The organism is Lutaonella thermophila, assembly GCF_055387725.1.
This window is the reverse complement of record NZ_AP043783.1, coordinates 898,089-913,515: the sequence shown is the minus strand read 5'-3', so window position 1 is coordinate 913,515 and position 15,427 is coordinate 898,089. Positions and strand designations below refer to the sequence as shown.

17 protein-coding genes are annotated in these 15,427 nt (G+C 33.8%); 8 read left to right on the top strand and 9 right to left on the bottom strand.

Annotation, left to right across the window (positions count from 1 at the left end; all coding sequences use genetic code 11):
* Positions 1-8: 8 nt before the first annotated feature.
* Complete coding sequence (locus tag ACZ5CF_RS04165) at positions 9-1,055, bottom strand: sensor histidine kinase (protein WP_464580582.1); 1,047 nt, start codon at positions 1,053-1,055, stop codon at positions 9-11.
* Entirely contained in the window at positions 1,055-1,744 is a 690-nt protein-coding gene (locus ACZ5CF_RS04160; RefSeq protein ID WP_464580581.1) for a response regulator transcription factor, read from the bottom strand. The genes ACZ5CF_RS04165 and ACZ5CF_RS04160 overlap by 1 nt, the downstream gene beginning before the upstream one ends.
* Before the next feature lie 231 nt (positions 1,745-1,975).
* On the opposite strand from ACZ5CF_RS04160, the gene ACZ5CF_RS04155 reads away from it, so the two are divergent.
* The 3 genes from ACZ5CF_RS04155 (at position 1,976) to ACZ5CF_RS04145 (ending at position 3,935) form a co-directional block, all read left to right on the top strand.
* Positions 1,976-2,323 carry a T9SS type A sorting domain-containing protein gene (locus ACZ5CF_RS04155; protein ID WP_464580580.1) on the top strand — a complete coding sequence of 116 codons (348 nt, stop codon included), beginning with the start codon at positions 1,976-1,978 and terminating at the stop codon, positions 2,321-2,323.
* A 173-nt stretch (positions 2,324-2,496) separates the two neighbouring features.
* On the top strand, positions 2,497-2,880 hold the full coding sequence (locus tag ACZ5CF_RS04150) for a T9SS type A sorting domain-containing protein (protein WP_464580579.1): 384 nt from the start codon (positions 2,497-2,499) through the stop codon (positions 2,878-2,880).
* Between the two features lie 77 nt (positions 2,881-2,957).
* On the top strand, positions 2,958-3,935 hold the full coding sequence (locus tag ACZ5CF_RS04145; protein ID WP_464580578.1) for a long-chain-fatty-acid--protein ligase: 978 nt from the start codon (positions 2,958-2,960) through the stop codon (positions 3,933-3,935).
* Positions 3,936-4,066: 131 nt separating this feature from the next.
* Here ACZ5CF_RS04145 and tyrS read toward each other — a convergent pair whose 3' ends face one another.
* Positions 4,067-5,362, bottom strand: a complete 1,296-nt coding sequence (tyrS, locus tag ACZ5CF_RS04140) for a tyrosine--tRNA ligase (RefSeq protein ID WP_464580576.1) — start codon at positions 5,360-5,362, stop codon at positions 4,067-4,069.
* A 112-nt stretch (positions 5,363-5,474) separates the two neighbouring features.
* On the opposite strand from tyrS, the gene ACZ5CF_RS04135 reads away from it, so the two are divergent.
* Positions 5,475-6,485 carry an NAD-dependent epimerase/dehydratase family protein gene (locus tag ACZ5CF_RS04135; RefSeq protein ID WP_464580575.1) on the top strand — a complete coding sequence of 337 codons (1,011 nt, stop codon included), beginning with the start codon at positions 5,475-5,477 and terminating at the stop codon, positions 6,483-6,485.
* Here ACZ5CF_RS04135 and ACZ5CF_RS04130 read toward each other — a convergent pair.
* The 3 genes from ACZ5CF_RS04130 to ACZ5CF_RS04120 are packed head-to-tail and all read right to left on the bottom strand — an operon-like array spanning position 6,478 to position 8,988.
* Positions 6,478-6,918, bottom strand: a complete 441-nt coding sequence (locus ACZ5CF_RS04130; RefSeq protein ID WP_464580573.1) for a DUF4296 domain-containing protein — start codon at positions 6,916-6,918, stop codon at positions 6,478-6,480. The two genes, ACZ5CF_RS04135 and ACZ5CF_RS04130, sit on opposite strands and share 8 nt — an antisense overlap.
* Before the next feature lies 1 nt (position 6,919).
* Entirely contained in the window at positions 6,920-8,254 is a 1,335-nt protein-coding gene (locus ACZ5CF_RS04125) for a dihydroorotase (protein ID WP_464580571.1), read from the bottom strand.
* Positions 8,255-8,256: 2 nt separating this feature from the next.
* Entirely contained in the window at positions 8,257-8,988 is a 732-nt protein-coding gene (locus ACZ5CF_RS04120) for a polyprenol monophosphomannose synthase (RefSeq protein ID WP_464580569.1), read from the bottom strand.
* Between the two features lie 112 nt (positions 8,989-9,100).
* On the opposite strand from ACZ5CF_RS04120, the gene ACZ5CF_RS04115 reads away from it, so the two are divergent.
* Together ACZ5CF_RS04115 and ACZ5CF_RS04110 are read left to right on the top strand one after the other, a co-directional pair.
* Positions 9,101-9,757, top strand: coding sequence for a DUF4271 domain-containing protein (locus tag ACZ5CF_RS04115; protein WP_464580567.1), 657 nt, complete (start codon positions 9,101-9,103; stop codon positions 9,755-9,757).
* Between the two features lie 27 nt (positions 9,758-9,784).
* Complete coding sequence (locus ACZ5CF_RS04110) at positions 9,785-10,534, top strand: uroporphyrinogen-III synthase (protein WP_464580566.1); 750 nt, start codon at positions 9,785-9,787, stop codon at positions 10,532-10,534.
* Positions 10,535-10,601: 67 nt separating this feature from the next.
* On the opposite strand, the gene pckA is transcribed toward ACZ5CF_RS04110, so the two are convergent.
* Positions 10,602-12,218, bottom strand: coding sequence for a phosphoenolpyruvate carboxykinase (ATP) (gene pckA, locus ACZ5CF_RS04105; protein ID WP_464580565.1), 1,617 nt, complete (start codon positions 12,216-12,218; stop codon positions 10,602-10,604).
* A 74-nt stretch (positions 12,219-12,292) separates the two neighbouring features.
* Positions 12,293-12,679 (bottom strand): DUF423 domain-containing protein, encoded by a 387-nt coding sequence (locus ACZ5CF_RS04100; protein ID WP_464580563.1) that lies wholly within the window; start codon positions 12,677-12,679, stop codon positions 12,293-12,295.
* Positions 12,680-12,765: 86 nt separating this feature from the next.
* On the opposite strand from ACZ5CF_RS04100, the gene ACZ5CF_RS04095 reads away from it, so the two are divergent.
* Both ACZ5CF_RS04095 and ACZ5CF_RS04090 read left to right on the top strand, forming a co-directional pair.
* Positions 12,766-14,136 (top strand): saccharopine dehydrogenase family protein, encoded by a 1,371-nt coding sequence (locus tag ACZ5CF_RS04095; RefSeq protein WP_464580562.1) that lies wholly within the window; start codon positions 12,766-12,768, stop codon positions 14,134-14,136.
* 49 nt (positions 14,137-14,185) lie between these two features.
* Positions 14,186-14,656, top strand: a complete 471-nt coding sequence (locus tag ACZ5CF_RS04090; protein WP_464580560.1) for an Lrp/AsnC ligand binding domain-containing protein — start codon at positions 14,186-14,188, stop codon at positions 14,654-14,656.
* Positions 14,657-14,701: 45 nt separating this feature from the next.
* On the opposite strand, the gene ACZ5CF_RS04085 is transcribed toward ACZ5CF_RS04090, so the two are convergent.
* The gene (locus ACZ5CF_RS04085) at positions 14,702-15,379 is read right to left on the bottom strand and encodes a zinc metallopeptidase (protein ID WP_464580558.1); all 678 of its coding nucleotides are present in this window, start codon (positions 15,377-15,379) and stop codon (positions 14,702-14,704) included.
* Positions 15,380-15,427: the final 48 nt, after the last annotated feature.

Sequence of the window (15,427 nt, the reverse complement as noted above, 5' to 3'; positions counted from 1 at the left end):
TGACTGGATTATTTTTTGGCTTTTTCTAAGGTAAACGAGAATTCTGAGCCAATTCCGGGGGAGCTCTCTACATAAATTTTCTCGTTATGCGCCTCTATTATATGCTTAACAATTGATAAGCCTAATCCGGAACCTCCTTCTTTTCGACTACCAGTTTTATCTACCCTATAAAAACGCTCAAACAATCTGGGAATATGATGCGCCTCAATACCCTCTCCATTGTCTGTAACTCTAACAATAACTTTATTTTGAATGAGATTCTCTATACTAACCTCTGTTGTGCCTCCTTCATTACCATATTTTATTGAGTTCACTATTAAATTTGTGAGCACTTGTTGAATACGCTCTCTATCTGCATTTACATAAATTGGCTTTTTATAATCGGTATCAAAAACTAAGCTGATATTTTTTTTTGATGCTTTCATTTCTAAAAGCTCAAACACATTTTTTAACAACTCTACAATATCAAAATTCTCTCGTTTTATATTTAATGTACCACTCTCTAACTTGGTAATCATATCGAGATCTTTAATAATATATATAAGCCGCTCTACTCCTTTAGCCGCTCTTTGCAAATATTTTTTTCTGATGCCTTTATTTTCTACCGCTCCATCTAAAAGTGTTAAAATATATCCTTGCACAGTAAATAGTGGTGTTTTTAATTCGTGCGAAACATTCCCTAAAAATTCTTTACGGTAGGCCTCTCTAACCTTTAAGGTTTCTATTTCGAGTTTTTTGTTTTGAGCAAATTTTTGAATCTCTTCGGTAAGCGTTTTCATATCGGTTGTGATAGGCTGCTTATGGAAGGAGCTTGATTCTAACAAAGACACATCATCGTATATTTTTTTTACACGTTTATAAATAAAACGCTCAACTCTATATTGAAGTAAAAAAAATGAAATTATATAGAGCAATCCTCCAAATGAGAGTATAAAAACATAATTTATTTCATGAAAAAAGTACAGTAAACCGGTTAATATTGCAACGGCAGAAAGGGTTACATATAACGACGATCTGAACGCAAATTTGTACGACTTTTTTATTTTGGTTGGCATTACAACTTAAACTTATATCCTACCCCTTTTACAGTTTTAAAGTGATCGTCTCCTATTTTTTCGCGAAGTTTTCTAATATGCACATCTATGGTCCGACCACCCACTACAACTTCATTTCCCCAAACCTTATCTAAAATCTCGTCTCTTTTAAAAACTTTACCCGGTTTAGATGCCAATAAGGCTAAGAGCTCAAACTCTTTTCTGGGTAAAATAATCTCTTCTTTTTTTCTAATTACTTTATACTCTTCTCTGTTAATTACAATATCTCCTACTTTAAAAACCTCTTCGGTGGTGGTAGTAGTATCATCTTTAAAACGCCTTAATAAAGCTTTTACTTTACTAACTAAAACTTTAGGCTTTATGGGTTTTGTAATGTAATCGTCTGCACCGGCCTCAAAACCGGCTACTTGAGAATAATCTTCACCTCTGGCAGTTAAAAAAGCAATTAGAGTGTTTGAAAGCTCCGGTATTTTTCTAATTTGTTCGCAAGCTTCAATACCATCCATTTCTGGCATCATTACATCTAAAATAATTAAATGAGGGAGTTCTTTTTTTGCCTTAGACACGGCTTTGATACCATTGTTTGCAGTTATAACTGTATAGCCTTCAGAAGTTAAATTGTAGCCAACAATCTCAAGAATATCGGGTTCGTCATCTACTAAAAGAATTTTTATATCGCTTTTTTTCATTTGGGTAATCAATGAATTTCTTCCCTCAAAAGTAAAGATAATATATCTAATTAATATGGACTTAACATTGATTTAATGTACAGGTAACACTAAAATAACAAGCTATAAGCAAAACATTTTACGCAAAAAAGCAACTGAAAAAAATCTGGTTTTGTTAAAAAAAATTGAAACGAAAAAATTTTATTTTTATTATATTTGAATACTAATTAACCTACTTATTATTAAAGGCTTATGAAAAATTTTTACTTCTTTTTCTTTTTATTGCTTTCTTTTTCGCTCTCTGCCCAAGAGCAAAAAGAGTTGCAAGCTGCCCCAAATAATGAAATTTCTGTTCAGGCAAGCGAAGAAATTAACGGGTTTAGAATGTTTCCAAATCCGGTTACTACAGGCAAGCTTAACATTTACACTCAAAAAAATTTAATTAAAGAGGTTGCCATTTACGACTTGTTGGGTAAACAAGTGTACAGAAAAATGTTGGTTAACACGCAACTTGATATTTCTGATTTGTCTAGTGGTGTTTACATTTTGCGTGTGGCAGAAGATCAAAGAATTTCTACAAGAAAGCTTGTAATTCAATAATTTACACAGATAGCACTAAAAAAACTTAAATAAATAGGGATCTTTACTCCCTATTTTTTTTGTTCATAACGCTAAAAAAGGCTTTTACCTACAAAAATTGAGAGTTCACAACATTACCTAACGAACACATTACTTTTTTAGTACATTTGATAGAGAAATCAGCCCCATAAATCATGACTAAGCATTATTTACTTATGTTAGTCTTGATAGGGTCGATTGCCTTCGCCCAAACGCACTCGACCTCAAATCAAGCTAGTGGAACCAAAAACAAAGAACACCTAAAGAGGTCTTCTTCTAGTATTTCGTTTTCAAACAACGATCCTCAAATAGAAGGTTTCAGACTATTTCCTAACCCCGTTACAGATGGAACAGTTTTTATTGTTACAAAACAAAATGCAATAAAAGATATTGCCATTTATGATGTGTTAGGTAAAATAGTGATGCAAAAACAAGTGTCTGCAACCTATGTAAATGTTTCTGATTTATCGTCTGGGGTTTACATTTTAAAAGTTACAGAAAGCAATAAAACAGTAACCAGAAAATTAGTTATTAAATAGTTTTAGGAATATACTCAAAAAGCCACGCACCTTATTTTTAGGTGCGTTTTTATTTTATATACCTTTGCAAACTAACTATGAATGCTGATTTTGTTTTTAATATTACCTCAAAAGAGCAATTTGCCGAAGCAGCATTAAAGGTATTTAACTACCAATACCAAAATGTTACCGTTTACAAATCTTTTTGTGATTATTTACGCAAAACCCCTGAAAATGTAACTAGTATAACCGAAATCCCTTTTTTACCAATATCATTCTTTAAGCAATTAAGAATTATTGATAAAAACCGTAAAGAAGAGATATTATTTACCAGTAGCGGTACCACCGGAAGCATTACCAGCAAACATTTTGTAGCCAACAAACACCTTTACGAAACTAGTTTTATAAAAGCTTTCAAACAGTTTTATGGAGCCCCGGGCAATTATGTTATTCTGGCTTTACTACCATCTTATCTAGAAAGAACAGGTTCATCATTAGTATATATGGTAGATTGCTTAATTAAAAAAAGTAAGCATCCTGATAGCGGCTTTTACCTGCATAATTTTAAAGAGCTTGCCAATACCCTAAAACATTTAGATAAATCCGGACAAAAAATATTACTAATAGGTGTCTCTTTTGCCTTGTTAGATTTGGTAGAGCAGTACCAATTTAACTTAAATAATACAATTGTTATGGAAACCGGCGGAATGAAAGGCAGAAGAAAAGAGCTTATTAGAGAAGAACTGCACCAAATTTTACGCAAAGGGTTTGGTGTAAACATAATACATTCTGAATATGGTATGACCGAACTTTTGTCTCAAGCCTATTCTAAAGGCAATGGCATATTTTCTTGTCCGCCATGGATGAAAATTTTAACCAGAGATCCAGAAGACCCACTTTCACAAACGGGTTTTGGTAAAACCGGAGGTATTAATGTGATAGATTTAGCCAATTTACATTCATGCTCTTTTATTGCCACACAAGATTTAGGGAAAGTATATGAAGATGAAACCTTTGAAGTTTTAGGACGTTTTGACAATGCAGATATTAGAGGGTGTAATTTAATGGTTTTATAAACGCTAAAGTTTTGTTAAGCTTGTAATGAAACCCAAAAAACCACTACTAAACCAATGGTAGTTTTTTCATAAAAAAGCCGTTTGGTTAGGTTATATCCCCCAAAACCTAAGTTGTTTTGGGGGATATTATTTTATACAACTCTGAGAACAAAATAGTTTTTCTTACCACGTTGTAAAAGCACAAATTTGTTATTTATTAAATCTTTAGTAGTTATAACATAATTGTCTTTTACTTTGGTTTTATTAACAGCAATAGAGTTCTCTTTTAAAGCCCTTCTAGCCTCTCCGTTAGAAGCTAAGAAATTAGTTTTAGCAGAAAGTGCAGCAATCATATCTAGCCCTTCTTCTATTTCTGCCAAAGAAACCTCAGCCTGTGGTACTCCTTCAAAAACATCTAAAAATGTTTGCTCATTTAGTTGCTTTAAATCGTCGGCTGTAGATTTACCAAAAAGAATATTTGAGGCTTTTACTGCATTTTCAAAATCTTCTTTAGAGTGCACTAATATTGTAACCTCTTCTGCTAATTTTTTTTGTAATAACCTTAAGTGCGGCGCCTCTTTGTGTTGTGCTATTAAATCCTCTATTTCTTCTTTGCTTAAAAACGTAAACTTTTTTATATAGTTTTCTGCATCTTCATCACTTGAATTTAACCAGTATTGGTAAAATTTATACGGTGACGTTTTAGAAGCGTCTAACCAAATATTTCCTCCTTCAGATTTACCAAATTTAGACCCATCGGCTTTTGTAACAAGCGGACATGTTAGGGCATATGCCTTGCCTCCTGCCTTACGCCTAATTAATTCTGTTCCGGTAGTAATGTTACCCCATTGGTCACTACCTCCCATTTGTAATCTACAATTATGATTTTGGTAAAGGTGCAGAAAATCATATCCTTGAAATAGTTGATAGGTAAACTCTGTAAAACTCATTCCTTCTTTTGCGTCTGCACTAAGACGCTTTTTTACAGAGTCTTTAGCCATCATGTAGTTAACCGTAATGTGTTTGCCTATGTCTCTAACAAATTCGAGTAAGCTAAACTCTTTCATCCAGTCGTAGTTGTTAACTAAGATGGCAGCATTAGGAGCATCACTATCAAAATCAAGGAACTTGGATAACTGGGCTTTTATACCGGCAACATTTTTATTTAATGTTTCTTCGTCTAATAAATTTCGTTCTTTTGATTTTCCCGACGGATCACCAATCATCCCGGTTGCGCCTCCAACCAATGCTATTGGTTTATGCCCGCATCGTTGAAAATGCATAAGCACAATTATAGGGAGTAAACTTCCCACATGCAATGAATCTGCCGTGGGGTCAAAACCAATATAACCGGCAGTAGTTTCTTTATTTAAAACCTCTTCTGTATCTGGCATTATATCGTGTAACAAACCTCTCCAACGTAGTTCTTCAACGAAATTTTTTGGCATAATAATCTAATTTTTTCCTTCCGGCAAAGATAGTATAAATGGTTAATTGGCTTATAGCAGAAAACAACTAATTCCTGATTTTAAAAGCACTTATTTTTATTACTTTTATGCCATGATATTAGTTACAGGAGGAACCGGATTAGTGGGCGCTCACTTGCTCTATAAATTACTTGAAAAGAGAGAAAAGGTAAGAGCAACATACAGACCTAACAGTAATTTAAATGCTGTAAAAAAGGTTTTTAGCTATTACACAAATACTCCTGAGAAGCTTTTTAGTTTAATTGATTGGGTTGAAGCAGATATTACTAACATCCCGGACTTAGATGAGGCCTTTAAGGGTGTTGCTACCGTTTATCATTGTGCTGCTTTAATATCTTTTGATCCGAAAGATTATCAAAAACTCAGAAAAATTAATATAGAAGGTACTCATAACGTTGTAAACCTTTGTATAACCCATAAGGTTTCTAAATTATGCTATGTGAGCTCAATTGCAGCTATTGGTAAAGCAGTAGCTAATGAACCCATTACAGAAGAGACTCCTTGGAATCCTGCTGCTGATAATAGCGTATATGCTATTACTAAATATGGTGCCGAAATGGAGGTATGGCGTGGTACACAAGAGGGAGTGCCTGCAATTATAGTAAATCCGGGGGTGATTTTAGGGGAAGGTTTTTGGTATCAAGGAAGCGGTTCTCTATTTAGATTAGCACAAAAAGGTGTTCCTTACTACACAACCGGAAGCACAGGATTTGTAGATGTGGTAGATGTAGTTAATTGTATGATTAAACTAACAGAAAGCAACCTAAAAAATGAGCGCTATATTTTAATAAGCGAAAACTACACTTTTGGTGCTCTTTTTACCGAAATTGCTAACAAAATAAACGCTAAGCCTCCCACAAAAAAAGTTGCCAAATGGCAATTAGAATTAGCCTGGAGATTAGATTGGCTTAGAAGTTTACTAACCGGTAAAAAAAGAAAACTAACTAAACAAACTGCACAATCACTGCTTACGCCAGAAAAGTACAGTAATAAAAAAGTAAAAGACGCACTAAATTATTCGTTTATTCCTGTTAAACAGTCGGTAGCCAGAGTAGCAAAAAATTACATTGACGATTTTAATTAGTTATATTTTTTAATGGCTTAGGTTCTTTTAATTTAGAAAGTGAATCTTTTTGTTTGGCTGCTCTCTCTTTTCGGGATTGCGCTTCTGCTTTTACAACATCATCTATACTGTCTTTTAACTTTTCTAATCGTTTGTGAACGTTACTGTATATCTCTATAAAATCACTGGTCTTTGTAGTATAATAAGCAGAGCTTTGCGCAAATTGCACACTATCTATATTGTACTTTTTAAATATAAACTTATCTGGAATTATGTACTGCTCTTCTAACGCTTTAGGCGTTACATTTCTGGTAGCATTTAAAACTGCCATATCAAAAATTATGTTCTCCATTTGCTTTTTAGATATAAGCTTATCAGGCTTTTTTACTACCTCTTCTGCACAGGCAACTAAAAAAACAATCCCTAGTAAAAAACTAAAAATCTTATGCTTCATACTATCTATTAAAAGTTAATCGCTTAGCAGCTTTTTCAGAACTAAACTCTCCATTTTGGTATGCTAAATGACCATTTACAAAGGTATGTGTAATTTTGGCATTAAACACCTGATTGTTAAATGGAGACCACCCACATTTGTACAAAATATTATTTTGGGTAACAGTCCATGGACTGTTTAAATCTACCAGAACTAAATCAGCAAAATACCCTTCTCTAACAAAGCCTCTTTTCTCTATATCAAATAAAATGGCAGGATTATGACACATTTTTTCTACCATTTTCTCTATACTTATTTTATTGTTTTTTACTGCCTCTAACATTGCCGGAAGCGCGTGCTGTACTAACGGTCCGCCAGATGGAGCTTTAGTATATACTTGTTGCTTTTCTGATAATGTGTGAGGTGCATGATCTGTAGCAACTACATCTATTCTGTCGTCTAACAACGCTTTCCAAAGTGCATCTTTATCTTCTTGATTTTTTACAGCCGGATTCCATTTAATTAAAGTGCCTTTTTCTACATAATCTTTATCTGTAAACCATAAATGATGTACACAAACCTCTGCCGTGATTTTTTTATCTTTTAATGGTATTGAGTTTGTAAATAATGAAGTTTCTTTTGCTGTTGATAGATGAAAAACATGCAACCTCGCTCCAGTTTTCTTTGCAAGCGCTATAGCTTTACTTGATGATAAATAGCATGCCTCATGACTTCTGATTACAGGATGATATGCAATAGGTATATTATCACCATACTTAGCCTTATATTTTTCTAAATTCGCTCTAATAGCACCCTCATCTTCGCAATGGGCAGATATAACTAAGTTTGTGTTTAAAAATATTTGCTCAAGTACCTGCTCATCATCTACTAACATATTCCCGGTAGATGAGCCTAAAAACAATTTAACACCGGCACAAGCGTTTGGATTTAAGCGTTTTAATTCTTCTAAATTATCGTTTGTGCCACCAAACATGAAAGAATAGTTAGCATACGAAGTCTTAGATGCTATTGAAAATTTTTCTTCTAAACGCTCTATTGTTGTTGTTTGCGGATTTGTGTTCGGCTGTTCTATAAATGTAGTAATCCCTCCTGCAATTGCGGCTTTGCTCTCTGTCTGTATTGTTGCTTTATGCGTTAACCCGGGTTCTCTAAAATGAACTTGGTCGTCTATTACTCCGGGCAGTAAATATTGCCCTTTGGCATCTATTACAATATCGTTATGATTTGCAGAGATTTCAGGCTCAATTTTGGTTATTGTAGTGTCTGTAAGTAGTACATCAGCTTCTTTTATCTGATTTTCGTTAACAACTTTGGCATTTTTTATAAGGTAACGCATGTTTAATATTTATCTTTTTGAAACAAGCTTCTAAGCTTCATTTTTATAACTCCGAAAACTGCTTCGTTAATAATTTTAGGACTCATTTTAGAAGTTCCTTTAACCCTATCTGTAAATACTATTGGCACTTCAACCAAAGTGAATTTTTTTAAGTAGGCCCTAAATTTCATTTCTATCTGAAAAGCATACCCAACAAATTGTATTGCATCTAAATTTATGGCTTCTAAAACGGTTCTTTTATAACAAATAAACCCGGCTGTGGGATCAAAAATTCGCATCCCGGTTATAAGTCTAACATAAAAAGATGCTCCGTAAGAGAGCAATATTCTGCCTAAAGGCCAATTTACCACATTAATTCCCTTAATATATCTAGACCCAATGGCCACATCGGCATTTTTATTATGGCATGTATGATGAAGCCTAACTAAATCTTTAGGGTTATGAGACAAATCAGCATCCATCTCAAATATATAGTTGTATTCTCGGGCTAAAGCCCATTTAAATCCTGCAATATAAGCTGGTCCTAATCCGTTTTTTTCGTTTCTTACTAATAAATGAAGTTTTTCCGGATACTCTTCTTGCAGCTCTTTTACTACAGTTGCTGTACCATCTGGAGAGTTATCATCTACAACCAAAACATGAAAAGGATGCTTTAATGCAAAAACTTGTTGCACTATTGTAGCTATATTTTCAACCTCATTATAAGTAGGTATAATTACAAGGCTATCGCTCATATATTATATAATCTACAGCAAAAATACATATTAAAAACTACTAAACAGTTTGGTTTATTTTTTATGTTCTTTTATAGATATTGATTACTTTTAATCTGACAAATTAAATATAATGGAAGCATTGGTAAGAGACGTTATACAAAACAATAGCAGCACCCTAATTTTTGTTGCTATTTTATCACTCTTAGCATTAATTAAAACTTCTTATTACAATAGGTTTATAGATTTTTTGTGGCTTCCGGTAAACAACAAATACCTTATGGTGTATAGTAAAGAGCAAACCTTAAGGCATCCTTTTACATTACTCATGTCTTTGGTTCAAATTTTAATTACAGCCAAATTTATAACTCTTGTAATACCTGTATTTGAGTTTTCTTTTTGGCAAAAAATAGAGCACTCTTACTTTGTGGCTGCCGGAGTTTTGTTGCTGTTGTTGGGAAGCAAGATTTTACTACAAAAAATTATTGCTAACCTTTTTAATATAGATGCCTTAGTAGACCAATATATTTTTAAAAAAATAAGTTATTTAAACCACTCCAGCCTACTTTTATTAGTGTTCTCTGTGTTATTTACCTACTCTATAGATGCATCGAAAACTTCTATAATTGTAATATTTTTATTATTTTTGATGCTGAATGTTACCGGCTGGTTTTTACTATTAAAAAACCATCGAGAGTTAATATTTTCTAAGTTGTTCTATTTTATTTTGTATCTTTGCGCTCTTGAAATAGCGCCCTATTTAATTGGTTATAAGTTGTTAAGTAATTAACGGGGTTTAAAAAGCAAAGGTTAGTCTATGAAAGTAAAAACAATTTTGGTCTCTCAACCAGAACCAAAGGTTGAGAATTCCCCCTATTCACAATTGGTTGAAAAGCAGAAAGTGAAAATTGATTTCAGGCCTTTCATCCATGTAGAGGGAGTTAGTGCTAAAGATGTTAGGCAACAAAAAATTGACCTAAACAACTTCACTGCAATTATTCTTATCAGTAGAAATTCTGTAGATCATTTCTTTAGAATTGCTGAAGAGATGCGTTTTAAGGTGCCAGACACCATGAAATATTTTTGCCAATCAGAAGCTGTTGCTTACTACTTGCAAAAATATGTTGTTTACAGAAAGCGCAAAATTTACGTTGGTAAGCGCAATTTTCAAGATCTCGTTCCGCTATTTAAAAAATATAAAGACGAGAAGTTTTTATTACCCTCATCTGATGTATTAAAACCTGTTATTCCAGAAACTCTAGACGAGCTAAAACTTAACTGGAAAAGAGGTATTTTTTATAAAACCGTAATCAGCGATTTATCTGATTTACGCGATGTTTATTACGATATTTTAGTTTTCTTTAGCCCTTCCGGAATTGAGTCGTTGTTTAAAAACTTCCCAGATTTTAAACAAAATAACACTCGTATTGCTGTTTTTGGCAACTCTACCATTCAGGCAGCTACCGAAGCCGGTTTGCGTATAGATATTAAGGCACCTACTCCAGAGACGCCGTCTATGACAATGGCTTTAGAAAAGTATATTCAAGAAACTAATAAAACTAAATAACAGTAGAGAACTGCTAAAAAATTAAAGGGCTGCAAATGCAGCCCTTTTTTTTATAGAATTAATTGTTTTAGTACCCAAAACGTTTTGGCCCTCCGTTTTTAATTTCATCATCTGCAAATTCCTCAAACTTTTTAAAGTTATCTTTAAATGCATTGGCTAATTTAAAGGCGGTCTCGTAGTAACCTTCATCATTATTCCAAGTTAAACGAGGATTTAAAACTCCTGAAGGTACATTTGGACAGTGCCTTGGAAAATTTAATCCAAATACAGAATGAAAATCAAAGTTTTCATCGTTTACCTCACCAAACTCACCATTAATAGCAGCTTTAATCATGGCTCTGGTATATTTTAATTTCATTCTGTTACCAACACCATAAGGTCCGCCGGTCCAACCTGTATTTACAAGCCATACGTTAACTCCGGCTTCTTGCATTTTTTTGCTTAACATTTTAGCATACTCGGTTGGGTGTAATGGCATAAATGGCGCACCAAAACAAGCAGAGAATGATGGTTGAGGCTCATTAACGCCTTCTTCTGTTCCTGCTACTTTGGCTGTATAACCAGATATAAAATGGTATGCTGCTTGCCCCGGAGTTAATTTAGAAATTGGAGGTAATACCCCAAAAGCATCGGCAGTTAAAAAGAATATATTTTTAGGATTATACCCTATTGATGGTGTTTGAAGATTCTCTATATGATAAATTGGGTAACTAACTCTTGTGTTTTGGGTGATAGAAGTATCCGTAAAATCAACGTTTCCTTCATCATCCATAATAACATTTTCTAAGATTGCACCCCTTTTAATAGCATTGTATATTTCGGGTTCGTTTTCTTCAGATAGATTAATGGCTTTTGCGTAGCATCCTCCTTCAAAGTTAAATATACTGTTTTCGCTAGTCCAGCCATGCTCATCATCACCAATCAATCTTCTTTCAGGATCTGCAGAAAGTGTTGTTTTTCCGGTACCCGATAATCCAAAGAAAATAGCAGTCTCATCATTTTCACCAACATTAGCACTACAGTGCATTGGTAAAGTATTTTTAAATACCGGTAAGATAAAGTTTAAAGCAGAAAAAATTCCTTTTTTAATTTCTCCGGTGTATCCTGTACCACCAATTAATGCTATTTTTTTACTAAAGTTTAAAATAGCAAAGTTATGTTGTCTTGTGCCATCTTCTTCCGGGTTAGCTTTAAAGCCAGGTGCATTTATTACTAACCAATCTGGAGTAAAACCTTCGAGTTCTGACTCTTCAGGGCGAAGAAACATGTTGTACGCAAATAAATTGCTCCATGGATACTCATTAACTACACGAATATTTAATCTGTAGTTTTCGTCTGCACATGCAAAACAATCTCTTGCAAAGACTTCCTTTTCAGATAAGTAAGCAACTACTTTATTGTAGAGTTTATCAAATTTTTCAGGATCAAAAGGAATATTTATATCTCCCCACCATACTCGGTCTTGCGTAATTTCATCTTTAACTATGAAACGATCTTTTGGAGATCTTCCTGTAAACTCACCAGTATTTATAGCTAAAGCTCCGGACGAAGCTTCTTTCCCCATTCCCTTTTGCAATGTAATGTCATGAAGTTGATCTGGTGTTAACTGGTAATGAACCTTAGCATTTTTAATGCCATATTCTTCTAACGAAATCGTTTTAGTAGAAAGCATGTTATTGCCCATTTGTTTATACTTAGTTGTATTGTTTTAAAGTGCAAAAATAGAAATTAATTGCCTTACAGCACTTAAAAAAGTGCCTAATTATTGGTTTTAACAATAAAACCGTAAAACAGTAAAAACCACCCGAAAATAAGTAGCGTTCCGCCAATAGGTGTTACCAAGGCAATACTATTTGCATTGAAACTTGTTAAAGAATTTGTGGCTAACAAATAAATTGAACCTGAGAATAGTAAAACACCTAAAGCAACACAAACAAAAATTAATTTTATATGTTTAATTGTGGTCTTATTTACCCCTAAAAACAACAACAATAATGCATGATACATTTGATATTTTACACCGGTTTCAAAAGTAGTGATAGCTTCTGGTGTTAATACCGTTTTTAACGCGTGTGCACCATAGGCTCCTAAAATTACAGCTAACATTCCGTAAAGTGCCCCAACGGCACAAATTGTTTTGTTCATAACTTAAAAGCTTTAATTTTTTAAAAATGTAACATTTTGCTACATTCGCTCAAATTGTGAAACAAAAATAAGCAACAACAAGACTCATGCGAAATATTTTGATTTTTGGTGCGGGAAAATCAGCTTCATATTTAGTTGATTATTTTTTGAATAAGTCTCAAGAAGAGCATTTATTTATTACCATTGCCGATATAAATCCTGAAAACGTTGTAAAACTCACAAAAAATCATCCTAATAGCAATGTAATTAAACTCGATATTTTTAACGAAGAACAACGAAAGGCAGCTATAAAAAAGGCCGATATTGTAGTTTCTATGCTTCCGGCAAGCTTTCATATTGAAGCTGCTAAAGATTGTTTAACTTATGGCAAACACCTTATTACAGCTTCGTATGTAAGCGATCAAATGAAAGCGCTTGATAACGAGGTAAAAAATAAAGGCCTCGTATTTATGAACGAAATCGGTTTAGACCCGGGCATAGACCATATGAGCGCCATGCAAGTTATTGATAGGATTAGAAGTGCCGGAGGAGAAATGCTTTTATTTGAATCGTTTACCGGTGGTCTGGTAGCTCCTGAGAGCGACACTAATTTATGGAACTATAAATTTACCTGGAATCCGAGAAATGTTGTTTTAGCCGGGCAAGGAGGAGCAGCAAAATTTATTCAAGAAGGAACCTACAAATACATTCCCTACCATAAACTGTTTAGACGAACTGAATTTTTAGATATTGAAGGGTATGGTAAATTTGAAGCTTATGCCAACAGAGACTCTTTAAAATATCGTAGTGCCTATGGTTTAGACAATATTCTTACGCTATACAGAGGCACTATCAGACAAATTGGTTTTTCTAGAGCGTGGAATATGTTTGTACAATTAGGGATGACAGATGATAGCTATACGCTTGAAGATTCTGAAAACATGTCGTACAGAGATTTTATAAATTCTTTCTTGCCGTATTCACCTTCAGATTCGGTTGAACTAAAACTTCGTCATTATTTAAAAATAGATCAAGACGATATTATTTGGGATAAATTAGTAGAGCTTAACTTGTTTAGTAAAACCAAAAAAGTAGGACTTAAGAATGCTACTCCTGCTCAAATTCTTCAAAAAATATTAGAAGAAAGTTGGAGTTTAAATGAAAATGATAAAGATATGATTATTATGCACCATAAATTTGGTTATAAACTAAACAACAAAAAAGAGCAAATAGAAAGCAGTATGGTTGTTATAGGAGAAAACCAACTTCATACTGCGATGGCAAAAACTGTTGGTCTTCCGGTAGCCATCGCTACGCTTCAAATATTAAATGGGCATATTACAGAACCGGGCGTTCAAATTCCTATAAAAAAAGAAGTTTATACCCCAATATTAAAAGAACTTAAAGAACACGGTATAGTATTTAAAGAACGTATGGTGCCTTATTTAGGTTATAATCCTGACAGTATTGCCAGCTAACACTATATAAGGTTTTTTATGTATTTTTATTGAAAAAATAAACCTAAAATTGAAAAATCCTAACAATACTTTAGTTTTAGACGGTATAGACAAACAAATTTTAAGAGCCTTAATGACCGATGCCCGAAAACCTATTTTAGAAATTGCACGAAAAATTGGGATTTCTGGTGCAGCTATACACCAACGTTTACGAAAATTAGAAAGCTCCGGGTTAATAACCGGTTCTAAATTTGTAATAAACCCAAAAGTTCTGGGTTACACTACCTTGGCTTTTATTGGAATTTATTTAGATAAAGCCATGCGTAATCCTGAAGCTGTTAAACAATTAAAGCAAATTCCTGAAGTGTTAGAATGTCATTACACAACCGGAAATTGGAGTATTTTTATTAAGCTGTTATGTAAAGACAATGAGCACTTAATGAATTTATTAAACCATAAAATTCAAACTATAAAAGGTGTCTCTAGAACCGAAACTTTTATATCGCTAAATCAGCAAATAGATCGTCAAATAAGCATATAAAAAAAGGCGCAGTGTTGCGCCTTTTATTTTTTACTTCAAAGTTTTTTATTCGCGTAACCCAATAAAGTAAATTAAGGTGGCTAGTGCTCCTACTGCAGCTACCACGTACGTTCTTGCTGCCCATTTAAGAGAATCTTCGGCAGCATCATATTCTTTAGGGGTTACCATATTCTTGTTTTTTAACCACGCTAAGGCTCTGTTACTTGCATCGTACTCTACAGGAAGTGTTATAAAACTAAATAATACCGTTAAAGCAAACATGGTTATTCCGGCATAAAATAAAACATCACCAAACGGGGTAGCTGCCATTAAAGCTAAGCCACCAATAATAACCCAAGTAGAGAGTCCAGATGCAACACTAACAACAGGCACTAATTTAGAACGCATTTGCAACCACTCGTAAGCTTGAGCATGCTGTATGGCATGTCCGCATTCGTGAGCTGCAACAGCTGCTGCTGCTGCATTGCGCTGATGATAAACACCCTCGCTTAAGTTAACTGTTTTAGTTTGTGGATTATAATGGTCTGTTAGCATTCCGGGCGTAGAAACTACTTTAACATCAGTAATCCCATGGTCTGCTAACATTTTTTGAGCAATCTCTGCACCACTCATGCCATTTTGCAAATGCACTCTAGAATAATAGTTAAACTTGCTTTTTAGCCTAGAGCTAACAAGCCAACTTACAAGCATTATGGCACCTACAAGAATAAAATATGAGTTCATAGTTTTTATATTTTTTATTTACTTAAAGCTATTAAAAAGAAAGCAAAA